The sequence below is a fragment of the Prevotella sp. E13-17 genome, assembly GCF_022024035.1.
GTDB lineage: Bacteria > Bacteroidota > Bacteroidia > Bacteroidales > Bacteroidaceae > Prevotella.
Genome location: NZ_CP091787.1, coordinates 509,329 through 530,701, shown reverse-complemented (window position 1 = coordinate 530,701; position 21,373 = coordinate 509,329). Strand labels below are relative to the sequence as shown.

23 protein-coding genes and 5 tRNA genes are annotated in these 21,373 nt (G+C 48.6%); 7 read left to right on the top strand and 21 right to left on the bottom strand.

Annotated features, from left to right (window positions below; translation table 11 throughout):
• Positions 1-3: 3 nt before the first annotated feature.
• From rplA to L6472_RS01720, 19 genes are all read right to left on the bottom strand, one after another.
• Complete coding sequence (rplA, locus tag L6472_RS01810) at positions 4-696, bottom strand: 50S ribosomal protein L1 (RefSeq protein ID WP_027448960.1); 693 nt, start codon at positions 694-696, stop codon at positions 4-6.
• 23 nt (positions 697-719) lie between these two features.
• Positions 720-1,160 carry a 50S ribosomal protein L11 gene (rplK, locus tag L6472_RS01805; RefSeq protein WP_237806660.1) on the bottom strand — a complete coding sequence of 147 codons (441 nt, stop codon included), beginning with the start codon at positions 1,158-1,160 and terminating at the stop codon, positions 720-722.
• Between the two features lie 95 nt (positions 1,161-1,255).
• Complete coding sequence (gene nusG / locus L6472_RS01800) at positions 1,256-1,801, bottom strand: transcription termination/antitermination protein NusG (protein WP_237807951.1); 546 nt, start codon at positions 1,799-1,801, stop codon at positions 1,256-1,258.
• 7 nt (positions 1,802-1,808) lie between these two features.
• Positions 1,809-2,009, bottom strand: a complete 201-nt coding sequence (gene secE, locus L6472_RS01795; RefSeq protein ID WP_155808417.1) for a preprotein translocase subunit SecE — start codon at positions 2,007-2,009, stop codon at positions 1,809-1,811.
• Positions 2,010-2,026: 17 nt separating this feature from the next.
• A tRNA-Trp gene (locus tag L6472_RS01790) sits at positions 2,027-2,099 on the bottom strand.
• An 88-nt stretch (positions 2,100-2,187) separates the two neighbouring features.
• The gene (gene tuf / locus L6472_RS01785; RefSeq protein ID WP_237806658.1) at positions 2,188-3,372 is read right to left on the bottom strand and encodes an elongation factor Tu; all 1,185 of its coding nucleotides are present in this window, start codon (positions 3,370-3,372) and stop codon (positions 2,188-2,190) included.
• Between the two features lie 66 nt (positions 3,373-3,438).
• Positions 3,439-3,510, bottom strand: a tRNA-Thr gene (locus tag L6472_RS01780).
• A gap of 11 nt (positions 3,511-3,521) precedes the next feature.
• Positions 3,522-3,594: transfer RNA gene (locus tag L6472_RS01775), tRNA-Gly, on the bottom strand.
• Between the two features lie 18 nt (positions 3,595-3,612).
• Positions 3,613-3,695 (bottom strand) — tRNA-Tyr (locus L6472_RS01770).
• A gap of 49 nt (positions 3,696-3,744) precedes the next feature.
• A tRNA-Thr gene (locus L6472_RS01765) sits at positions 3,745-3,818 on the bottom strand.
• Between the two features lie 100 nt (positions 3,819-3,918).
• Positions 3,919-4,218, bottom strand: a complete 300-nt coding sequence (gene hpf, locus L6472_RS01760) for a ribosome hibernation-promoting factor, HPF/YfiA family (protein WP_027448956.1) — start codon at positions 4,216-4,218, stop codon at positions 3,919-3,921.
• 38 nt (positions 4,219-4,256) lie between these two features.
• Entirely contained in the window at positions 4,257-5,132 is an 876-nt protein-coding gene (locus L6472_RS01755; protein ID WP_237806656.1) for a tyrosine-type recombinase/integrase, read from the bottom strand.
• Positions 5,133-5,227: 95 nt separating this feature from the next.
• Complete coding sequence (rpsU, locus tag L6472_RS01750) at positions 5,228-5,419, bottom strand: 30S ribosomal protein S21 (protein WP_027448954.1); 192 nt, start codon at positions 5,417-5,419, stop codon at positions 5,228-5,230.
• 604 nt (positions 5,420-6,023) lie between these two features.
• A complete protein-coding gene (locus tag L6472_RS01745) occupies positions 6,024-7,328 on the bottom strand; it encodes a DUF58 domain-containing protein (protein ID WP_237806654.1) in 1,305 nt (434 codons plus the stop codon).
• An 18-nt stretch (positions 7,329-7,346) separates the two neighbouring features.
• Positions 7,347-8,324 carry a MoxR family ATPase gene (locus L6472_RS01740; RefSeq protein WP_237806652.1) on the bottom strand — a complete coding sequence of 326 codons (978 nt, stop codon included), beginning with the start codon at positions 8,322-8,324 and terminating at the stop codon, positions 7,347-7,349.
• 2 nt (positions 8,325-8,326) lie between these two features.
• Positions 8,327-9,556 carry a hypothetical protein gene (locus L6472_RS01735; RefSeq protein ID WP_237806650.1) on the bottom strand — a complete coding sequence of 410 codons (1,230 nt, stop codon included), beginning with the start codon at positions 9,554-9,556 and terminating at the stop codon, positions 8,327-8,329.
• The gene (locus L6472_RS01730; RefSeq protein ID WP_237806648.1) at positions 9,553-10,185 is read right to left on the bottom strand and encodes a DUF4129 domain-containing protein; all 633 of its coding nucleotides are present in this window, start codon (positions 10,183-10,185) and stop codon (positions 9,553-9,555) included. The genes L6472_RS01735 and L6472_RS01730 overlap by 4 nt, the downstream gene beginning before the upstream one ends.
• 17 nt (positions 10,186-10,202) lie before the next feature.
• Positions 10,203-11,201, bottom strand: coding sequence for a hypothetical protein (locus tag L6472_RS01725; protein ID WP_237806646.1), 999 nt, complete (start codon positions 11,199-11,201; stop codon positions 10,203-10,205).
• A complete protein-coding gene (locus tag L6472_RS01720; protein WP_237806644.1) occupies positions 11,176-12,144 on the bottom strand; it encodes a stage II sporulation protein M in 969 nt (322 codons plus the stop codon). The genes L6472_RS01725 and L6472_RS01720 overlap by 26 nt, the downstream gene beginning before the upstream one ends.
• Positions 12,145-12,264: 120 nt before the next feature.
• Between L6472_RS01720 and L6472_RS01715 the strand changes: the two genes are divergently transcribed.
• Positions 12,265-12,978: an RDD family protein gene (locus L6472_RS01715; protein WP_237806642.1), complete on the top strand. Its 714-nt coding sequence runs from the start codon at positions 12,265-12,267 to the stop codon at positions 12,976-12,978.
• Here L6472_RS01715 and L6472_RS01710 read toward each other — a convergent pair whose 3' ends face one another.
• Positions 12,979-14,754 carry an aminopeptidase P family protein gene (locus tag L6472_RS01710; RefSeq protein WP_237806640.1) on the bottom strand — a complete coding sequence of 592 codons (1,776 nt, stop codon included), beginning with the start codon at positions 14,752-14,754 and terminating at the stop codon, positions 12,979-12,981. It abuts the gene before it with no gap.
• 292 nt (positions 14,755-15,046) lie between these two features.
• Here L6472_RS01710 and L6472_RS01705 point away from each other — a divergent pair, with 292 nt between their 5' ends.
• The 5 genes from L6472_RS01705 to L6472_RS01685 all read left to right on the top strand — a co-directional run bounded on the left by L6472_RS01705 (position 15,047) and on the right by L6472_RS01685 (position 19,145).
• Complete coding sequence (locus L6472_RS01705) at positions 15,047-15,973, top strand: hypothetical protein (protein WP_237806638.1); 927 nt, start codon at positions 15,047-15,049, stop codon at positions 15,971-15,973.
• Positions 15,974-15,998: 25 nt separating this feature from the next.
• Complete coding sequence (locus L6472_RS01700) at positions 15,999-16,580, top strand: hypothetical protein (RefSeq protein WP_237806636.1); 582 nt, start codon at positions 15,999-16,001, stop codon at positions 16,578-16,580.
• Positions 16,581-16,599: 19 nt separating this feature from the next.
• A complete protein-coding gene (locus L6472_RS01695) occupies positions 16,600-17,349 on the top strand; it encodes a hypothetical protein (RefSeq protein ID WP_237806634.1) in 750 nt (249 codons plus the stop codon).
• 156 nt (positions 17,350-17,505) lie between these two features.
• Positions 17,506-18,492, top strand: coding sequence for a malate dehydrogenase (locus tag L6472_RS01690; protein WP_237806632.1), 987 nt, complete (start codon positions 17,506-17,508; stop codon positions 18,490-18,492).
• A 137-nt stretch (positions 18,493-18,629) separates the two neighbouring features.
• Positions 18,630-19,145, top strand: a complete 516-nt coding sequence (locus tag L6472_RS01685) for a gamma carbonic anhydrase family protein (protein ID WP_237806630.1) — start codon at positions 18,630-18,632, stop codon at positions 19,143-19,145.
• Here the strand turns inward: L6472_RS01685 and L6472_RS01680 are convergent.
• Positions 19,123-20,217 carry a metallophosphoesterase gene (locus L6472_RS01680; protein WP_237806628.1) on the bottom strand — a complete coding sequence of 365 codons (1,095 nt, stop codon included), beginning with the start codon at positions 20,215-20,217 and terminating at the stop codon, positions 19,123-19,125. The two genes, L6472_RS01685 and L6472_RS01680, sit on opposite strands and share 23 nt — an antisense overlap.
• A 91-nt stretch (positions 20,218-20,308) precedes the next feature.
• On the opposite strand from L6472_RS01680, the gene L6472_RS01675 reads away from it, so the two are divergent.
• The gene (locus L6472_RS01675; RefSeq protein ID WP_237806626.1) at positions 20,309-21,373 is read left to right on the top strand and encodes a TIGR04133 family radical SAM/SPASM protein; all 1,065 of its coding nucleotides are present in this window, start codon (positions 20,309-20,311) and stop codon (positions 21,371-21,373) included.

The window sequence follows — 21,373 nt, the reverse complement described above, 5'->3', positions numbered from 1 at the left end:
GAGTTATTCAACTGATTTAGGATCTATCTTGATACCCTTACTCATAGTGCTTGAAATAAAGATACTCTTCATGTATGTACCCTTAGCGGCAGCGGGTTTCAGCTTGATAATGGTAGAGATAAACTCCTTAGCATTTTCATAGATCTGATCAGCAGTAAAGCTAACCTTACCGATTGAGGTGTGCACAATACCAGCCTTATCAACCTTAAAGTCAATCTTACCCTGCTTAACCTCTTTCACTGCCTTAGCAACGTCCATAGTAACAGTGCCACTCTTTGGGTTAGGCATCAAGCCACGAGGACCGAGTACACGACCCAAGGGGCCCAACTTACCCATGCATGAGGGCATTGTGATAATCACATCAACATCAGTCCAACCACCTTTGATCTTCTCGATATACTCGTCGAGACCAACATAGTCGGCACCAGCTTCCTTAGCGGCAGCCTCCTGATCAGGAGTACAGAGAGCGAGCACACGTGTCACCTTACCAGTTCCGTTCGGCAGTGAAACGACACCACGAACCATCTGGTTAGCCTTACGTGGATCAACACCCAAGCGTACATCGATATCTACAGAAGCCTCAAACTTGGTTGTGGTGATTTCCTTAACCAGTGTAGCGGCCTCTTTCAAAGAGTATGCTTTCCCTGCTTCAATCTTATCAGCTACCAACTTTTGATTTTTTGTCAGTTTACTCATTGTTCTAAAAATTGAAGTTATTGTTATTTACCAGGGAACTCCCCTTGTACAGTGATACCCATGCTACGTGCTGTACCAGCAATCAGTTTCATAGCAGACTCAATTGTGAAACAGTTGAGGTCAGCCATCTTATCCTCAGCGATAGCGCGCACCTGATCCCATGTAACAGTAGCAACCTTCTTACGGTTAGGTTCAGAAGAACCACCCTTAATCTTGGCAGCCTCGATCAGCTGAACAGCAGCGGGAGGAGTCTTAATGACGAAACTGAATGACTTATCAGCATAGTATGTGATAACGACAGGAAGAATCTTACCTGCCTTATCCTGGGTTCTGGCGTTGAACTCTTTGCAGAATCCCATAATGTTGATACCCTTTGAACCCAGAGCAGGTCCTACGGGAGGTGAAGGATTCGCAGCGCCACCTTTAATCTGTAATTTGATTAATCCAGCAACTTCTTTAGCCATTTCTGTTTATAATTATTATTGATTGTCATATAAGCCAAGGAGTGGAAGCCTCCTGTGACCGTATATTAGAACAGACACATCGTAACAATTGCGTCTTATTCTTTTTCTACTTGATTAAATGCAAGTTCCAAAGGCGTCTTACGACCGAAGATTTTAACCATCACCTTGAGCTTACGCTTCTCCGCATTCACCTCTTCGATGACACCGCTGAATCCACTGAAAGGACCATCAGTAACCTTAACGGCTTCATCAACCATATAAGGTACGGCAACTTCTTCGGTACGAATGGCCGTTTCCTCAACAGTACCAAGAATGCGGTTAATGTCGGCTTGACGAACGGGGCTAGGATTATCCATACCACCTAAGAAACCAAGCACGTTAGGAATGTAGCGCAGTTCATGAGCAGTCTCGCCATCGAGGCGAGCCTCAATCAAAACATAGCCAGGGAGGAACAATTTCTCCTTGACCACGCGCTTGCCGTTACGAAGCTGAGCATATTTCTCAGTGGGCAACAAGATCTGACCAACATTGTTAGCCAGAAGTTGATTATTCTTCATCAATGCCTCTATATACTCTTTGACCTTAGCTTCCTTACCGCTGACGGCCTTCAGAACATACCATTTTTTTCCTGTATCAGCCATCATCCAATTAAATACCCATGTAAAGAACGTCAGTCACCAATCCCCAGATCTTATCCATAGCAAGAACTACCAATGCGATAATTAAAGATGCGGTAAGAACGAGAACTGCACTACCAGTAAGTTCCTGACGTGAGGGCCAGGTAACTTGATGTGCCAACTCATTGTAGCAAGTCTGGCAGTATGTAAAGAACTTCTTAATAATATTCATCTTCTTATTCTGTTTCGCACGGGAAGGAGGACTCGAACCCACGACCCTCGGTTTTGGAGACCGATGCTCTACCAACTGAGCTATTCCCGTAAGTAAGCCCCCACCCTTGAGCGGGGGCTTTTTATGTCATCTAGACTATAGGGTGTCGGTAAAACCGGCTATCCTACATGTGCTAGAATTAGTCTTCGTATACCTCTGTAATCTGACCAGAACCTACGGTGCGACCACCCTCACGGATAGCGAAACGCAGACCCTTATTCAGTGCTACAGCGTAGATGAGCTCTACAGTGATCTCAACGTTATCACCAGGCATTACCATCTCAACGCCCTCGGGGAGGTGAATCTCACCCGTGCAGTCCATAGTACGGAGGTAGAACTGAGGACGATACTTGTTTCCGAATGGAGTGTGACGACCACCCTCTTCCTTCTTCAGAACGTAGATAGAAGCCTTGAACTTCTTGAAAGGCTTGATCTGTCCGGGATGGCAGAGAACCATACCACGCTTGATCTCATTCTTATCGATACCGCGGAGCAGCAGACCTACGTTATCACCAGCCTGACCCTCATCGAGGAGCTTGCGGAACATCTCAACACCAGTTACAACTGAGTTCTTATCCTCACCAAGACCGAGCAGCTCTACAGCGTCACCAACGTGGATAACACCAGTCTCGATACGACCAGTAGCAACAGTACCACGGCCAGTGATTGAGAATACGTCCTCAACAGGCATCAAGAAAGGCTTGTCGGTAGCGCGAGGAGGCTCCTGGATCCATGTGTCGCAGGTATCCATCAGCTCCATCACCTTCTTCTCCCACTTCTCAACACCATTCAGTGCGCCGAGTGCAGAACCGCGGATGATAGGAGTATCCTCTTCGAACTCATACTGAGCGAGGATCTCCTGAACCTCCATCTCAACGAGCTCCAGCATTTCCTCATCCTCAACCATATCACACTTGTTCAGGAATACAACCAGACGGGGAACGTTTACCTGACGAGCAAGCAGAACGTGCTCACGAGTCTGAGGCATAGGACCGTCAGTAGCAGCTACAACAAGAATAGCACCATCCATCTGAGCAGCACCAGTTACCATGTTCTTAACGTAGTCAGCGTGTCCTGGGCAGTCAACGTGAGCGTAGTGACGCTTAGCGGTCTCGTACTCAACGTGAGCAGTGTTAATAGTGATACCACGCTCCTTCTCCTCGGGAGCATTATCAATCTGGTCGAAAGACTTAACCTCAGAAAGACCAGCCTTAGCCAGTACAGTTGTAATAGCAGCGGTCAGAGTAGTCTTACCGTGGTCAACGTGACCAATAGTACCAATGTTTACGTGCGGTTTGGTGCGCACAAATGTCTCTTTTGCCATTGTTTTGTTGTTTTATTAATATTGATTTAATTACTATGTTTTTGCTCCTCCTTATTTCCTCGAGAGAGCTGTAACTGAGAGTTGAACTCAGGACCTCTTCCTTACCAAGGAAGTGCTCTACCACTGAGCTATTACAGCGTTGTTTATAGAGCGGAAAACGGGGCTCAAACCCGCGACCCCCAGCTTGGAAGGCTAGTGCTCTATCAACTGAGCTATTTCCGCAAAAACATCTCTTGAGAGTGGGTGCTGATGGATTCGAACCACCGAAGTCGAAAGACAGCAGATTTACAGTCTGCCCCATTTGGCCACTCTGGAAAACACCCAAAATCTTTGCGTCCCAACTTGTCGAGCGCTTGCTTTTCACTCCTGTAGAGCCTCTTGTCGGATTCGAACCAACGACCCCGAGATTACAAATCACGTGCTCTGGCCAACTGAGCTAAAGAGGCTTTTGAAGCAGCCGCTCTCGTTTCAGATTTACGACCTGTTGGAAAACGGCTGCAAAGTTACGACTTATTTTTGAATTACCAAAACTTTTCCAGCTTTTTTTTAGTAATTTCTCAATTTTTCCTTAAATTTCTGCAGTTGCACCTTCATCGTGTCAACGCAGAGGTCTATACTCTCTTCAAACGTGTCGCTCACCTTCTCTACATGTAATGTATTTCCAGGCACAGCCACAGACAAACTTGCTTCCTTATTTTGAGCAGTTGCCGGCTTCACGACCTTTAATTGCACCTCTACTTTCTGAATATCTTCGTACGACTTTTCTAACTTGGCGACTTTCTTCTCAACGAACGCCTCTAGTTTTTCGGTAGCGTCGAAATGGATCGACTGAATCTTAATTTCCATAGTTACCTCCTATTATTTTAACAGTTAAACTATAAAGATCAACCCCTGGGATGGGATTCTTTGTAAATTCGTCTCAGCTGCTCGAACGTGGTATGTGTATAAATCTCTGTTGTCTCCAGGCTTTCATGCCCCAACAGTTTTCTGACACTTTCCAGTCCGGCATCGTGATTCAGCATGGCTGTGGCGAAGCTGTGACGCAACACATGTGGTGAGCGTTTTTTCAAGGTCGAAACCTGTTGCAATTGTTCTCTCACAATATTATATACTGTCGTCTGAGAGATACGCTGTCCGTTTCGTCCCAAGAAAAGGGCCTTGGATTGTTTATCCACCTGATCATCGCGAATAGCCATATAGTTTTTCAACTGTTCGGCCAGTTCTTCGCCAAAAGGTATCAGACGTTGCTTGTTGCGCTTACCAGTCACTTTCAACTGCCTTGCAGCAAAATCCACATTGTCATCATCCAGTCCTATCAGCTCTGCTCTTCGCAATCCCGCCTCATAGAGCAATATAATAATGGTACGCGCACGAACCGCCTTATATTCATCTCCACAAGCTGCATCCAACAATTGATCCATCTGCCCTTCTTTCACGAATTGCGGCAGAGGCTTCTGCTTTTTGGGTGCCTGCACCTGATGTGCGGGATCTTTCTTGACTAAACCTCTGGCGAGTGCGAATCTATAGAACGAGCGGACTGCGGAGAGTCCGGTGCCTACGGTTGTCGCTTTATCGCCCCTGTCCATCATGTTCTCCATCCAAGAACGGATCACGTCGGCATCCACCGATGCCCAGTCCAGATTTTCCTCCTTGCTCTTAAAGTATGCTTCAAAGTGTTTCAGACTTTTCTCATACGTCAAAACGGTCAGCTCACTGCGGTTCCGTTCGTAGCGCAAGTAATTGAGGAAGAGGTCAATCATTTCACGTTGCTGTTGCTTAGTAATCCATTTATAATGGTTTTCGGCAACGAATTTACGGAAATATTATGAAACTACCAAATTTTCAAGAGAAAATTTTATTCCTCGTTGGTGCGAAGCTGCTGAACATAGATGGCATGTTCCATCTTCAGGCGCTTCAGTACAGATGGCTTGTCAAACTGCTGACGACGACGCAGCTCCTTAACAACACCAGTCTTCTCGAACTTTCTCTTAAACTTCTTGAGGGCTCTTTCAATGTTTTCGCCTTCTTTTACGGGTACAATAATCATACTGTTTTTTGACTTTAATTGTTTAAAATGTTATACATTAGCGCATCATTCGGGCATAGTGCACACGAAATGCGGGTGCAAAGGTACTACTTTTCCAGGAAACTTCCAAGCTTTTAATGAGTTTTTTGCTGTTTTTGTGATAGTTACGCCTTATCTTCATTCGTTCCGCCATCTTCAAAACAGCCATAAAACGACCCATGCAAGCGTCCTTCCCAACACCGTCGAAAGGTGGCTACAAGTGCAGACATGTTGGCATACAAAAGTATTAGTTTCAAACATCAGGTGCTTTGTTTTTGACCGACTATTCTGCCACTCTCTGCGAGCGATAGTGGCACTATGCTACACCATATAGGCCCTGGAACGATTGAATCCAGGCCCTAAAAAAATTAAATCCAGGCCCTGCAGAGCGCATTTCCAGGGGCTAGATTCAATCGTTCCAGGCCCTAGATCCGTATCAATACCAACACTATTGCATCACAATAGCAGCACTATTGCAATAGAAAAGCTATCGTTTGACAAGGTGAAAGCTACAGTTTAATATTGAGAAAAGCGAACGTTTTCCTAAAAAGAGGATGGCAGAAGAGTGGCACTGATGCGCCTACCCCTAAATTTTTGACTTAATTTCCAAATACTTATTGATAACCCCTACCGACAGATTTCGTGGTGTGGTGAGCAACGACTGGATGCCGTACTGACGCAAGGTCTGCACAATGGTGCGCTGCTCGTGCTGAAACTTCTCGGCGATGACATGCTGATAGACCGACTCCACAGAACGAGCCTCAGTGTTGACGTACTTGTCCAGCTCCTCATCGGCAAAGAACACCACGAGCAGACGGTGGCGAAGGGCCAACTGGCGCAGGAATGGCAGTTGACGTCGAAGGGCAGCCATCGAGGTGAACGAGGTGAAGAGCACCAGCAGCGAACGACGGTTCACATGTTTGGCCAGTCCTACCAGCAGTGCCGAATAGTCGGTCTCGCCAAAGACGGTCTGTTCGGCATAGAGTGCCTCCTGCATGGTTTGCATGTGTCCGGGTTGGTTGGAAGCCGGCACAAAGGTCTCGAACTGATCGGCAAAGGTGACAAGCCCAGCCTTATCCTGCTTGTTGACTGCCACGAACGACAACACCAGCGAGGCATTGATGGCATAGTCCAGCAGTGTCATATTCTGGAAAGCCTGTTGCATCATGCGCCCTTTGTCTATGATGGCATACACATGTTGGGCGCGCTCCTCCTGATAGACGTTCACCATCAGTTGATGCCGGCGCGCGGTGGCACGCCAGTTGATTGTGCGATAATCGTCGCCCACAACATAGTCCTTGATTTGTTCAAAATCCGTATTATGCCCGATGCGGCGAATGCGCTTGATGCCCATCTCCGTGAGGTTGTTGCTCATGGCCAGCAACTCATACTGCCGCAGCATCATATACGAAGGATAGACCTTCACATCGCGGGCCTCATCGCAGGTGTAGCGCCGTTGCACCAGTGCCAGACGTGTTGCTGCGAAGACACGCACACGACCGAAGCCATAGACGCCACGATGCGTGGGGCGCAACTGATACTTCACTGTGGCCTCGCCCTTTGCTGCCAACTTTGCCTTGAAACAGACGTCACGACGTTGGAATACAAAGGGAATCTCATCGATTACCTCAACATCCACGCAGAATCCATAGTTGCTCTCCAGCCGAATGCGCACATCATTGTCATCGCCATTAGAAAACCTATCCGACATCAGTCGCATGGCCGTGATGCCCCGTCGGCTCCACAGCAGCCACACATCTGCAGCCACCGCTATTGAGAGTAGCAGTAACAGCACCTTGCCTGCAACAAACAATGGTGTCACGGCAAAGCCAGCAGCCATCACCAGGATGACGACCGTCATCAACAGATAGAAGCGACGCGTCAGAAACATGCTCTAATACCTTATTATTTATTTAGGAACCTCTACCTTCTCCATCAGTCTGCCTATCACCTTCTTCGGTGTCAGACCTTCCATCTCGGCCTCGGCTGTCAGGATGATGCGGTGCTGCAAGACGCTGGGCACCACAAAGCGCACATCGTCGGGAGCCACGAAGTCGCGTCCTTGCAACAGTGCGTGGGCTTTGGATGCCTGCAGGATGGCCACCGATGCACGCGGTGAAGCACCGAGGAACACGGCCTTACTTTCGCGTGTCTGCTGTACGATGCCAGCAATGTAGCGCAGCAGCACAGGATCCACGAACACCTGTCCCAACATCTGTCGCAGTTCTATCAGTTCTGCTTTGGTCAGCACCGGCTTCACCTCGTCGAGCGAGGTCAGTCGGGCGTTCTGATGATGGCGCTGAAGGATGGCCACTTCCTCGTCTATCGAGGGATAACCCATCGTGAGTTTCATCATGAAACGGTCGGTCTGTGCCTCTGGCAATTTGTAAGTACCCTCCTGCTCCACTGGGTTTTGGGTCGCCAAGATGGTATAGAACTGTCCCATCTGGTGAGTCTCGCCATCGATGGTGACCTGTCGTTCTTCCATCACCTCGAAGAGGGCTGCCTGCGTCTTAGCGGGTGCACGGTTGATCTCGTCCACCAGCACCACATCGGCAAACACAGGACCGGCGTGGAAGTCGAACTCAGACGTCTTCATGTTGAACACGTTAGTGCCCAGCACATCGCTTGGCATCAGGTCGGGTGTGAACTGCACGCGACTGAAGCGGGCATCAATAAGCTTTGACACCAGTCGGGCCAGCAGCGTCTTGGCCACACCGGGCACACCTTCTATCAGCACATGACCATTGGCCAGAATGGCCGTCAGCAGCAGTGTCACAGTCTCATCCTGTCCGACGATGACTTGTGAAATCTGCTCACGCAACTCGTTCACGCGCTCGGCAAATGCCGTCAGGTCTATTCTTTGTTCATTGTTCTCTTGTGTCATATCTATAGGTTTTGAGTCATTTCATTCAAATCGGCGATGTGCGCCTTCAGCTCCTTGTCGCTGATGTCGTACATGCCCGTAGCAGCCACCTTGGCATTGATCACGATATCGCTGAGCCGGTGGGCATCCATACCGGTGAGTCTCACCAGCAGGTCCATGTTCTTCTTCATGACCTGTTCGTCCATGATGTCCACACCCGTTTCCCGACGTATCGTCTCTGCCGTGTAGTTCAGTTTCTTTTTGATCAGGTCAGCATGGTTATGCTCCTGCCAATAGAGGCTGCCTATCAGCTTCACGAATTCCAAGTTTCGGTTCTCGGGTGCCACCATCACAGGGATAGCACGCTGACGGCGGCGAGCAGTGAATGCCATCAATAATAAAATGGTGAGGAACGACAGGTAGAGCGCCCAGCGCAATGGGGGTTTTTGCAGGAGCACATAGAAGGGCGAGGTCTCGTTGCGGGCCGTAGCGGGCATGTATCTCTGCGTGCGAACGACGTGCAGATGCTTCATGCGGTTCATCAGTCGGCCGATGACTGCCGAACCACCTTCGTCGAGCATCGTGTAGTTGGTCATCAGCAATGGCGCCGACAGCACGATGAGTTCGCCTTTGCCCACGGGGAAGGACACTGCGACGACACACGTGTCGCTAAGGTTGTTAGCTGATACCATTTCGTATTGCAACAGCGGTGTGCACACGGCATTCTCATCCAAAATGATGCGCTCCGTAATCAACTTATTATATACGGAATAGACAGCTGGGTGATTGGCATAGCCACTCTCCTGCCCTATCCATCTCAGGCGACCTTTGACGGCGTCCTGACCAGTCATCTCGTTGAGAATAAAGCGGGTGCGCCACGTCACTTCAAAGTGCAACGTATCTTTCAAATCATTTGCGTTGCCACATCCCAACAGCACTACATGACCACGTTCGGCCAACCTATAGGCGCGTGATGCATCCGCCATGCGCTGGTCTGTCAGAGCGATGATGCCTATGGGGGCCTTTATCGTGCTATCCTCGAGCATCTCTCTGAAGGTGCTATTCTGCACTTCGTAGCCATGAGGCAGCGATGCCGACAGCACGCTGTCCATGATCATACAACCGAAAGGCTGGTCGTCCTCATGACTGAACGAGTATTCCCAAGAGAAACGGCGGGGCATCTGGTATTCAATGGCGAACGCCACTGCCACCAGCAGTAATATCACGATGACAAACTTCACATTGATCTTCATGCCTCCTCACCTCCTTCCGTCGGTTGGTTGAGCCAGCGTCCAACATTCTCTTGCAGGATATTCATCCGCTCTGCCAGTTGCTTCGTGGCCGTTAAATTACCGTATCTCACACGCATGAACAGGTGCGACAGCTCTGTAAAGTCTTCCTGCCTTACCTCAGCCACATACTGTGTGGGCGTCTTAGAGGCTTGCCAGTTGATGCGAGTGGCATCGCTCAACATCTTCAACGTCTGCAGATAGACCAGGCGTACCACTTGAGCATAGTCCTCACGCGTCAACACTTCCTGTATCAACTGGGTGAAGTCCATGCCATAGATGGTGTCTCCATCGAGCTCGTAGTCGAGTGTGTTATTACGACGATCGTAGTTAAACTTCAGCTGGCGCTTTCGCCATACAAACCAGCCGACAGCAACAACGAGCACCACACCCAACGCAGCCAGGAGCCACTGCATCCTTTCGTCGTGCGCTGCAATGGCAAACAGTTCTTCGAACCATCCCATGACGACACGCTGCAGCCATTCCAGCAGACTTTCGCCACCGCCCATCAGTTCGCGGTTGTAGTCATACCGGCCATCCTGTTGCCACATGGCAACCTGCATGCTGTCTATCTGTAAGGTATCGAGAGCCACCAAGGTCTTATCTGCGATTAGACGTTATCGAACTGGTCAAAATGGTCAATATGTTGGGCAACGCCACGTCCGTCGATTTTGTCGGCAGCATGACCATACTGGATAGTGATACCCACGATTGAGAGGGTCGAGGCAACCATCATACCAAAGCATTGAAGAATGCAGAACAGGTACTGCGTAAAGCTGAAAAGGAACGAGCCCGTCATGCCAGCATCACCATCGTGTGCCAACGTAAATATCTCTTTGGTGAAAATCATCACATACCAAGGCATCGTGGTGACCATCTCGAATATGGTACTCACGAGTCCTATCACAAACGACACAGCAAACACGCCTGCCCATGTAGCAAAGCCCAAGCGGAAGGCCTTCATAAAGGCATTAACAACTGAGCATTCTGGCTCCAGCATGTAGATAGGCATTACCAACAGCAGGGGGATTGTTACTGCAACAACTGCCAAGATAATGAACAAATATATCGGGAGAAGGGCAAAGCGCATGCTGCTAAACAGGAAGGTGAGGCCTACTAATACCATCACCAGCGCAATCGAAGCCACGATGCACAGCACCAGTGTCACCAGCGACAAGACGAGGGAACGCTTTGCATAATACCATAGGCGGGGTTTCAGCTCCTCGAAACTGACTTCCGTCATTTTCTTATCGGTGAAGAAAACGAAGTAAATCACGGCATAGACTACTGCACTGAGAGCTATAAAGGCCGCTCCGTAGCAGACAAAAGAGCCAAACAGATTGATGAACCACTCCAATATATTGTCAAAGTTACGATAAATGCCTGATCCATACATGGTAACTCCAATCATGCTAGTAAGCATGCCAGAATAATCGGAAACGAGATTATTCGTAAAGAAGGCCAGTATCACACTGATTGGAAGCAACAGATAGGTCTCATAGCGCAACAGCAAGCGCCAGTTGCTGCGGATAAATTCTATGGTGTCCGACAATTTCTTTCCGAAGTCTCGTGTAACGTAGAGTTCAGTTTGTAGTTTTTCCTGATTCATGATGTTTTAAATATGGTAAAACAATAAAATAAGAGACAATAAATAGGGCCGAGAGTACGATGATGCCCAAGCGCAACGCATCGGCCACCTCAACATGGCGGGTGGCAAAACTCTCGATAAAGCCGGCCATGATGAACACAGGCACCGTGCCCACAACAATCTTCAGACCGCGTTTCACACCCCGACGGAAGGCATCCATACGGGAATAAGTGCCGGGAAACAGCCAGCCATTGCCCATGGCCAGACCGGCAGCACCGGCAATGATGATGGCAGAAATCTCCAGCGTGCCGTGCAACCAGATGGCCAGTGCCGACTCGCAGAGCAGCCCATGCTGAGCAAAGAAGGTTTGGAAAGCACCCAGCATCACCGCGTTCCGCATGAGAAGAAAGCCCGTGCCAAGACTCGTAAAGATGCCCATAACATAGACCAAGAAGGACACCTTGACATTGTTCAGGGTAATCTGTACAAACATCGACCCCTCTGTCGAGCCATCATAGACCGCCATAGGCGACCCCTTAGCGATATTGTCGAGCGTCATATCCACATAGCTATCGCCCATGATCAAACGCGAGAACTCGGGATCGAGCCATTGCGACAAGGCGCCCACGAAGGAAAACATCAGGAAGATCAGGAACGACCAACGCAATTCGCGGCGGGCATCCCACATGGTGGCAGGCACCTCTTGGGTCCAAAACGTATAGATACGGGTCCAGCGCTCACGCTTGTTGCGGTATATCTTGTTGTGGATAGATATGCCGAGGTTGTTCAGATAGAGTGTGATACGTGATTGTGGATAGTGTGTTTGCGAAAAAGCTAAGTCTGAAGTAACGTCGATATAAGCATCTGCCAAGTCATCTGGCGTAGAAAAGACCTCTTCTTCGAGCACTTTTTCATACCGTCTCCACTTGTCAATGTTGTGTCTGATAAAAGTTACTTCTTTCACCGGCTGTTATTGGTTTGACTAATTTCGCAGGCAAAAGTAAATAAAAAAAACTACACACACAACGATTTTAAAGAAAAAACACTAAATTTGCAGCGATTTTAAACAAAACCTTGCCAAATCATGTCAGAACCAAGTTTTCTTACAGGACAATACGTACAATTGGAGTTGACGCCCGCCAGTGTGGGCGACCGCATGGCTGCCCAGGTGATAGACTGGGGCGTCATGTTGGTATATGCCGTCTTGGTGTCAAGGGTCCTGAAGGAACTGGATCTCAGTTTCATGACCAATGTCTTACTGATAGTCTTGCCCATTCTATTCTATACGCTGCTCTGCGAACTGTTCAACCGTGGACAGTCCGTCGGAAAAAAGATCATGAAGACGCGCGTGGTGAAAGCCGATGGCTCGACACCGACCATTGGTGCTTTCCTGATTCGCTGGCTGATGTATCTGATTGACGGTCCCATACTGAGCTTTGCCGGCGTGCTGGTCATGATACTGAACCGACGCAACCAGCGCATAGGTGACCTGGCGGCGGGCACGATGGTCGTCAAACTGAAAAAGTATAAGGACATTCAGGTCAGCCTGGACGAGTATGACTTTCTGGAAAGCAACTACAAACCGCGCTACCCACAGGCTGCCGACTTATCACTGGAACAGATAGAGATTATCAGTCGGACGCTGGCGATGAAAAGCGACGACTTCCTGCCGCGCACTGCTGCCCTGGCCAACAAGGTGGCACAGAAGCTGGGCATAGAGCGGCAGGAAGCCTACGATACTGCATTTCTTCAACGCATCGTACGCGATTACCAGTACTATGCACTTGAGGAAATCTGATTAAATCTTCGAGGTTTGTGCTCTGAGCCAGTCGTTCTCCTCTTGGTTCAGACAAGGAGAAAGACGTTCATAGACCAGCGCATGATAGTCGTTGAGCCATTGGCGCTCTTCGTCGGTCAGCATCTCCATCATGATGAGACGTTTGTCTATCGGACAGAGTGTGAGAGGCTCGAACTGCAGATAGCGCCCGAAGGCGGTCTCCATCGCCGGCACCACCAGCAGCGTGTTTTCTATGCGAACGCCAAACTTTCCTTCCAGATAAAGACCGGGCTCGTCGGTGATGGTCATGCCGGCCACCAGCGGAGCAGGTTTCCACTCCATGCGGAACTGATGAGGGCCTTCGTGCACACTTAGGTAAGAGCCGACCCCATGACCAGTGCCATGCAGGTAGTTCAGTCCTTCGCGCCACATAAACTGACGGGCCAGCACATCCAACTGCGTGCCGCTCGTGCCTTCGGGAAAGACAGCTCGCGACAGGGCGATATGTCCCTTCAGCACCAGCGTATATACCTTTCTCTCTTCATCGGTCAAGGGGCCCAAGGCAATGGTACGGGTGATGTCGGTGGTTCCGTCTTGATACTGAGCGCCACTGTCCAACAATAGCAGTCCTTCGGGTTTTAGGTGCGTTGCTGTCTCAGGCGTAGCCTCATAATGTACGATGGCGCCATGGTCTGCATAGCCTGCAATGGTGTCGAACGACAAGTCGCGATACAGCGGTTGTTCGGCACGTAGGGCCGTCAGTTTCTCATCAATGGTCAGCTCTGTCAGCTTGGTCACATCGGGATACTCGGATAACCACTTCAAGAACTTCACCATCGCGACACCATCTCTCAGCATGGCATGGTGGAAGCCCTCCATCTCGACTTCGTTTTTCACCGTCTTCATGCGCTTTACGGGCGATTCAGCCTCAACCACCTTTCTGGTCACCATCTGCGAAAGGGTGTAGTTCACCTCGTCGGGATCCATCAAGATGTTATATTCAAAATAGTGTTTCAGCCCATCGGCAATCTCTTCATAATCACGGAGCATCACACCCTCTTCTGCGAGGTACGCTTTCACTTCATCGGTCAGTTTGGCGGGGCTGACAAACAGCGTGACATCGACCGACGACACCAGCAGATAAGCCACAAACACGGGGGTACAGTGGACATCTGTTCCGCGCAGGTTCAACGTCCAGGCGATATCGTCGAGCGAAGCCATCAGCATACCGTTGGCATGCTGACGACGCAGGGCCTTTCGGATGCGCGCCACCTTGTCGCGTGCCGACTCACCAGCGTACTTCAGAGGTTGCAGCTCAATCTTGTTCTCGGGGATGACAGGACGCTCCCGCCATATTTGCTTGAGAGGATCGAGATTCGTTCTCAGCGTGATTCCGCCCTGCAGTCGCAGTTCGCCAATCAGATCACGTACGACACGTGCAGAGCTTACCATGCCATCGATGCCCACCTCGGCACTCCGAACAGTCTTGAGCTCTTGCCCCAACCACTCTGCTATCGTAGGCGTTCCTGGCATCTTCAGTTTCATCAATTGGTATTCGGTATCCTTGAGTTGTTCGGCAGCAGCAATAAAATAGCGAGAGTCTGTCCATAGTGCAGCACTATGCAGTGTCACCACTGCCGTGCCTGCCGACCCATCGAATCCGCTGATCCACTCACGCCCCTTCCAGTGGTCGGGCACATATTCTCCCTGATGTGGATCGGTACTTGGAAAAATAAAAGCACTCAGATGCTCGCGACGCATCAGTTCGCGAAGTGCAGTCAGACGTTCTGCTATCATATTTTAACTTTTTCTACAATTAAACAAGATAGCGCAAAGTTAACACTTTTTCTTTCAGCCTCCAAGAAAACATTTTAAAAAGATATTCTGTCCTAAATAAAAAAAAAAGACATTTTGTTTGGAAAAACCAAATAAACCATTTATATTTGCAACATATTATTACTATTAACATAATTCATTGTCCATCAAAGGAATGGACTTTAATATCAACCTTATGAAGAAATTTTTTGTTCTTTTGTTTTTTACAATTTTCACCTTAGGGGCCTCTGCCGGCAAACCTATTGAAGAAACCATGCAGGAAGAAGTAGGACTAAATCTGCGAAAAATCACGGATGACAATCTGAGCTTAGGTCACATCTACACGACCAAGCCGTACTCGTTCCAATCGAGCATCATTGGTTGCTCTGCCAAGCAGAGATTCTACTGGACAACATTCCGCCGCATGGACATCTCGCCTGACGGCAACGAACTGGCCTACATCAACATCAGCGACAAGAAGGGTAATGTCATGATTAGAAAGACTACCTCTATTAGCGCAGCCACACAACGCACGTTCCGTAATGTGGGCAGTGTCTCGTGGGGAAGTGATGACAAGATTTACTATGCGGACTATACCAATGGCAGCAACAGTAAGATATGTGTTATCAACTCGCATGCAGGCAGCGTGATGCAACAAATCACGAATGCAGCCAGCGATGACGATCCTATCTTGGCTGCCGACGGCAAGACGCTCTTCTTCACGCGCTATGAAGGCAATGGCGGTGCATCGATATGGGCATACAACCTGGAAGACGGCACACTGATCTCTTGCGCCAGAGGTTACAACCCATGGCCCGTTGGCGACAGCAACGAGGAATTTCTTTGCGTTCGCAACACCGCCAGAGGACAGAGCGAGATATGGCTGGTCAACTATGTAAAAGGGCAGGAGACCCTTATTCTCAGCGATGAGGAAAGAGGATTCACGAATCCCACCATGTCGCCAGACGGCAAATGGATTGTTTGCGAGGGCAACTCCAAATCGAGCGTTTCCAGAAAGCAGAATCTCGACCTGTTTGCCGTCCGTATCGATGGCACGCAGTTCACCCAGCTCACCTATCATCCTGCCATGGATTGCTGTCCAGTATTCTCGAAAGACGGAAAGACACTCTACTTCCTGTCGAACCGCTCACAGAAAAAGACCATCCATTGTAACATCTGGAGTATGAAATTCCCATTCTAACACGCAAACATCCAACCTTTATTCTATGAAGAAAACAATCTTTATCATCAGTCTGCTTTGCATGATCATGAGTATTCAACATGCAAATGCACAGAAATACTACGCAGCCAACTGGTGGAACACACCGCCAGACGAATGGCAGTTTTTTGCTGGTGCCGACATGGCATTCCCTGGCAGCAGCCCCGCTTTTGGCGTGCATGCCGGTATGGTTAAGAACGTTGGTTTCTACGGCAGGATACTGCTCAACGGAACAATGAAGGATGACTCTCATAAATTTTCCGGCTACATTGACGATATAGGCTATCATTACATGCTGAAAGACGGCAAAGCCAATCACGTATTTCAAGCTGCTACCATAGGTGGAATGCTGCGCTTATGGTGTCCTATTTATCTGAATGTGGGCGTTGGTTTGGCTAACAGTCAGATTGGTTACGAGCTTAGGAATGGTGAATATATAATTCATCATGATAATACCGAAGATTATGCTTTTGGTGGGGAAGCCGGTCTTTCTTTGCGCATCAACAATCTGATGATCGGTGCAGGATATATGAACTTTAATGGGGGAGATGTCGGAGCCGTATCATTCAATTTCTCGTATTGCTTTTAATCACTAAACGACAATGACTATGAAACAAATACGAACCTTTTATCACGCAATCATTCTAAGTCTGTTAGTTGGAATGACAAGTTGTACAGACGTTGATGATATATCCGAGTGGTCTTTAAACCAATTTCCTACGACAATAACTGCTGGAGATGTTACTGAGGTAAATGCGCAAACAGCATACATATCGTATGGCACAGATAACGGAAATACGAGCCGAGGCTACCAATATAGTGGAAATGAAGTGCGGTTATACGTAAGCAAAGACACGGTATTTGAGCAATATTCCAGTAAATATAATGTATCAAGTTCATCTTATCCAAGATACAACGAATGGAAAATCGAAGGTCTGGAACCAAACACGACATACTACTACTGCGAGTATGTTAGTGATTATGCAGGACAAGTACTACGAAGCGACTGGAAACAGTTTACGACGATTCAAGACATTCAAGTTGAAAGTTCATGGTATGGAAAAACCGATGAACTATACATGTTTGACATAACCATCAAAAACTTCATGGGAACGCCGAAAGAAATAGGAATGCTGTATGGCATGTCATCCAACTTGACATTATCAAGCTACGAATATAATTACAAATATTATAGCATACCAACGAATCCAGACGGGACATCACCATGGTATCTGTATTTTAACATCGACCGTAGCGGTTTTGGCTACAACAATTACTCATGGTTCTACTATAGAGCCTATCTAAAAGACGAAAAAAACAATTATTTCTATAGCGATGTTAAGACTGCCTACCCTTAAGACTACGGTTTTGGCAAATGCAGTTTACAAATGACAACCTATTATTAATATTTAACGTTATTAAATGCGGAAATATAGACTTTATTTCCGCATTTTTTTTGTAATTTTGCACCATTCAAGATAAATATTAAATAATATAAAAACACTAAAGTAATTATGGCATTTTTAACTGACGAGAAATTGGTAATTGTTGGTGCCGGTGGTATGATCGGTTCTAACATGGTTCAGAGTGTGCTGATGCTGGGTCTGACTCCCAACATCTGCTTGTATGATATCTATGAGCCTGGTGTTCATGGTGTTTACGACGAGATGTGCCACTGCGCCTTCCCTGGTGCAAACATCTCTTACACCGTAGATCCTAAAGAGGCTTTCACCGGTGCTAAGTACATCATCTCTTCTGGTGGTGCTCCCCGTAAGGAGGGTATGACCCGTGAGGACCTGCTGAAGGGTAACTGCAAGATTGCTGCTGAGTTTGGCGAGAACATCAAGAAGTACTGCCCAGACGTTAAGCACGTGGTTGTCATCTTCAACCCCGCAGACGTTACCGCTCTGACTGCACTGATTCACTCAGGTTTGAAGCCCAACCAGCTGACCTCTCTGGCAGCGCTCGACTCTACCCGTCTGCAGCAGCAGTTGGCTCAGGAGTTCGGTGTTCGTCAGGACAAGGTGACTAACGCTTACACCTATGGTGGTCATGGTGAGCAGATGGCAGTTTTCGCCAGCAAGGCTCTCATTGACGGCAAGCCTCTCTCTGAGCTCCCACTCTCTGAGGAGCGTTGGGCAGAGATCAAGCACATGACAACACAGGGTGGTAGCAACATCATCAAGCTCCGTGGCCGTTCTTCATTCCAGAGCCCTGCTTATCAGGCTGTCAAGATGATCGAGGGTGCTATGGGCGGTGAGCCTTTCAAGTGGCCTGCCGGTTGCTATGTAAACGCTTACGGCTTCAAGAACGTGATGATGGCTATGCCTACCGTTATCGACAAGGACGGTGTTCACTTCACTGAGCCCGAGGGCACTGCTGAGGAGATGGCTGCTCTGCAGGCTTCTTATGAGCACCTGCAGAAGATGCGTGACGAGATTATCTCTCTGGGCATCATCCCTGCTGTTGAGGATTGGGCGAAGGACAATGCCAACCTCTAATTAATTCAACAATATATAAAGAGCAGCATGGTGCGCCATGCTGCTCTTTTTTTTGTTTTTGTGTAAAGACGGTTGAGCATGTTTTAAAGATAAAAGTCACTGTTTCTAAATAATATTGTTTATCTTTGCAACCAGATATGGCATTAATTAAGAGTTATCGCGGTTTAACACCCAAATGGGGCAAGGACTGCTATTTTAGTGAGAACGCCACCATCGTGGGTGATGTGACGATGGGCGACGAGTGTTCGGTGTGGTTCAACGCAGTGGTACGCGGCGACGTGGCCCCTATCACCATTGGCAACTGCACCAATATCCAGGATGGCAGTTGTGTGCATGTGACGCACGAGACGGGGCCCACACACATCGGCAACTACGTCACGATAGGGCATAACGTCACTGTGCATGCCTGCACCATCCACGACAATGCCTTGATTGGCATGGGATCTACCCTACTCGACGGCTGCGAGATTGGCGAAGGGGCCATCGTGGCAGCTGGCGCCTTAGTGCTACAACACACCAAGATTCCTGCCGGAGAGATTTGGGGAGGTGTGCCTGCCAAGTACATCAAGCCAGTACGTCCTGGACAAACGGACAATGCCAAGCACTACGTAGAATATTCTAAATACTATCTTAACGAGCAGGACGAAGGGTAGCTACGACATACTCGCTCTGGGTGCCAATGCGGAACTTGCCACCCCAGATACCGATGCCCGATGAGACATAGTATTGGGTTGCACCGCGCTGATGACTACCCCAAGAGCACTCGTAGATGCGATCCGTTATCCATGATATGGGCCACACCTGTCCACGATGGGTGTGGCCACTTAGTTGAAAGTCAACCCCTGCATCCTCAGCATGCTCCAGGTTGTAAGGCTGATGATCAAGTAAGATGGTGTATAAATCTTTGTTAGCCACCAACTCCTTAACCGACATACGATGCAGATTAGTGCGATCATCACGGCCTATGACGACCAAACTACTATCGATAACGGTAGCCTCATCGACCAGCAGATGGATACCGGCATCCTGATAGAACCGTTGTGCCTCAGGAACACCTGCATAAAACTCATGATTGCCCAAACAGGCATAGACCGGTGCCTTGATGCGTTGAAACTCCTCTGCCATGTTTTCTTCGATGAGCGGACGCATGCTCATATCTATGATATCACCTGCAATCAGTACATAGTCAGGCTGCTCAGCATTGATCATATCCACCCAACGGTGCAGTTCTGTTCTCGGGTTATGATAGCCCAGATGCAGATCGCTCATCATCACCAGCTTTAAAGGTTTCTTAAGCGACTTCATGGTGGTCAGATTCAACTCCACGCGTTTCTTATGATGATACTTCATATTACCAACCATGAAGACAACAAAGACGCCCAAGGTTACAGCGATTGTCGTATAAAAGTTTTGGTGCAGCCACCCACTTGGGATCAGATGCAGAAGTCGTCCTAAGTCGAGAACCAGGAAGATGAGCACCAGATAAAGCAATACAAAGATGGAACTATCGCCCAAATCATAACAAGCACGGGCTAACCCCATTGGCAAACGGTCTATGACGCGTCCCAGATTAAGAAATATCAAAAAGAAAGAGAGAATGCCAAAGCCTATCAACCCGATACGGAACCAATGAGACAAAGGCACCAACGTCCATACATGCCAGCCTACATATGCGATGCCTAACAGAGGCAACAGCAGAAATAATATCATCCACATATATTTCATTCTTTTTATTTTTGGGCTACAAAAATACGAAAGTTTTTGTGTTTACAAAAATCATTTGTATCTTTGCAACATCGAATAACATTTTTAAACGATGGAGCTACGCCGAAGAATAGCCCTTGAGGCCAATCGCTTGCGCAACCATAACCTGCGACAACTACATCCCTTGCGACAGTTGTTTTGGGAGTGCACTCTGCGTTGCAACGTGCATTGTCGCCATTGTGGCAGTGACTGCAAGCATGAGGCACGACAGGCCGACATGCCTCGCGAAGACTTCTTCCGGGTGTTGGACAGCGTAGCTCGAAAATGTCATCCTAACGAGGTCTTTATCATTCTGAGTGGTGGTGAACCGCTGATGCGCGATGATCTGGAACAGTGTGGTCGTGGCATCATGGAGCGTGGTTTTCCATGGGGTATGGTCACTAATGGGCTCTACCTCAACGAAGAGCGACTTAGGTCACTCCGGCAGGCAGGTCTCTGCTCAGTGGCCATCAGCTTAGACGGACTGGAGGAGAACCACAACTGGCTGCGGTGTCATCCAGAAAGCTTCAAGCGTGCCAGTGCTGCCATCGACCTTTTGGTGAACGACGGTGACATCAAATTTGACGTAGTGACCTGCGTGAACCAACGCAACTACGACCAGTTGAACGACATGAAGGAGTTCCTGATAGAAAAGGGCGTCAGCGACTGGCGCTTGTTTCCCATCTTTCCCATGGGGCGTGCTGCCAACGACCCGCTGTTGCAACTGCCTCACGACAAGTTTCGAGGACTGTTGGATTTCATCTGTCATACACGGCATGAAGGACGCATTCATGCAAACTACAGCTGCGAGGGATTCTTAGGAGACTACGAAGGTGAAGTGCGCGACTGGTTGTTCCGTTGCGCAGCCGGCATCACCGTCGGCTCGGTACTCATCGATGGCTCTATCGGTGCTTGCACCAGCATCCGCTCGGACTTTTCGCAAGGAAACATCTATCAAGATGACTTTATGGAGGTGTGGGAAAACCGCTACCAACCTCATCGTCATCGCGAATGGATGAAACGTGGGGCATGTGCGAAGTGTAAGCACTGGCGCTACTGCGAAGGCAACGGACTGCATCTGAGGACGAAAGAGGGGGACATCATAAAATGTGACCTGATTGCTGATGATAAACTATAA

What these genes read in the sequence shown, in the direction of transcription:
- rplA (WP_027448960.1), bottom strand. Translation starts at nt 696, where the DNA reads ATGAGTAAACTGACAAAAAATCAAAAGTTGGTAGCTGATAAGATTGAA.
- rplK (WP_237806660.1), bottom strand. Translation starts at nt 1,160, where the DNA reads ATGGCTAAAGAAGTTGCTGGATTAATCAAATTACAGATTAAAGGTGGC.
- nusG (WP_237807951.1), bottom strand. Translation starts at nt 1,801, where the DNA reads ATGGCTGATACAGGAAAAAAATGGTATGTTCTGAAGGCCGTCAGCGGT.
- secE (WP_155808417.1), bottom strand. Translation starts at nt 2,009, where the DNA reads ATGAATATTATTAAGAAGTTCTTTACATACTGCCAGACTTGCTACAAT.
- tuf (WP_237806658.1), bottom strand. Translation starts at nt 3,372, where the DNA reads ATGGCAAAAGAGACATTTGTGCGCACCAAACCGCACGTAAACATTGGT.
- hpf (WP_027448956.1), bottom strand. Translation starts at nt 4,218, where the DNA reads ATGGAAATTAAGATTCAGTCGATCCATTTCGACGCTACCGAAAAACTA.
- L6472_RS01755 (WP_237806656.1), bottom strand. Translation starts at nt 5,132, where the DNA reads ATGATTGACCTCTTCCTCAATTACTTGCGCTACGAACGGAACCGCAGT.
- rpsU (WP_027448954.1), bottom strand. Translation starts at nt 5,419, where the DNA reads ATGATTATTGTACCCGTAAAAGAAGGCGAAAACATTGAAAGAGCCCTC.
- L6472_RS01745 (WP_237806654.1), bottom strand. Translation starts at nt 7,328, where the DNA reads ATGTTTCTGACGCGTCGCTTCTATCTGTTGATGACGGTCGTCATCCTG.
- L6472_RS01740 (WP_237806652.1), bottom strand. Translation starts at nt 8,324, where the DNA reads ATGACACAAGAGAACAATGAACAAAGAATAGACCTGACGGCATTTGCC.
- L6472_RS01735 (WP_237806650.1), bottom strand. Translation starts at nt 9,556, where the DNA reads ATGAAGATCAATGTGAAGTTTGTCATCGTGATATTACTGCTGGTGGCA.
- L6472_RS01725 (WP_237806646.1), bottom strand. Translation starts at nt 11,201, where the DNA reads ATGAATCAGGAAAAACTACAAACTGAACTCTACGTTACACGAGACTTC.
- L6472_RS01715 (WP_237806642.1), top strand. Translation starts at nt 12,265, where the DNA reads ATGTCAGAACCAAGTTTTCTTACAGGACAATACGTACAATTGGAGTTG.
- L6472_RS01710 (WP_237806640.1), bottom strand. Translation starts at nt 14,754, where the DNA reads ATGATAGCAGAACGTCTGACTGCACTTCGCGAACTGATGCGTCGCGAG.
- L6472_RS01705 (WP_237806638.1), top strand. Translation starts at nt 15,047, where the DNA reads ATGCAGGAAGAAGTAGGACTAAATCTGCGAAAAATCACGGATGACAAT.
- L6472_RS01700 (WP_237806636.1), top strand. Translation starts at nt 15,999, where the DNA reads ATGAAGAAAACAATCTTTATCATCAGTCTGCTTTGCATGATCATGAGT.
- L6472_RS01695 (WP_237806634.1), top strand. Translation starts at nt 16,600, where the DNA reads ATGAAACAAATACGAACCTTTTATCACGCAATCATTCTAAGTCTGTTA.
- L6472_RS01690 (WP_237806632.1), top strand. Translation starts at nt 17,506, where the DNA reads ATGGCATTTTTAACTGACGAGAAATTGGTAATTGTTGGTGCCGGTGGT.
- L6472_RS01685 (WP_237806630.1), top strand. Translation starts at nt 18,630, where the DNA reads ATGGCATTAATTAAGAGTTATCGCGGTTTAACACCCAAATGGGGCAAG.
- L6472_RS01680 (WP_237806628.1), bottom strand. Translation starts at nt 20,217, where the DNA reads ATGAAATATATGTGGATGATATTATTTCTGCTGTTGCCTCTGTTAGGC.
- L6472_RS01675 (WP_237806626.1), top strand. Translation starts at nt 20,309, where the DNA reads ATGGAGCTACGCCGAAGAATAGCCCTTGAGGCCAATCGCTTGCGCAAC.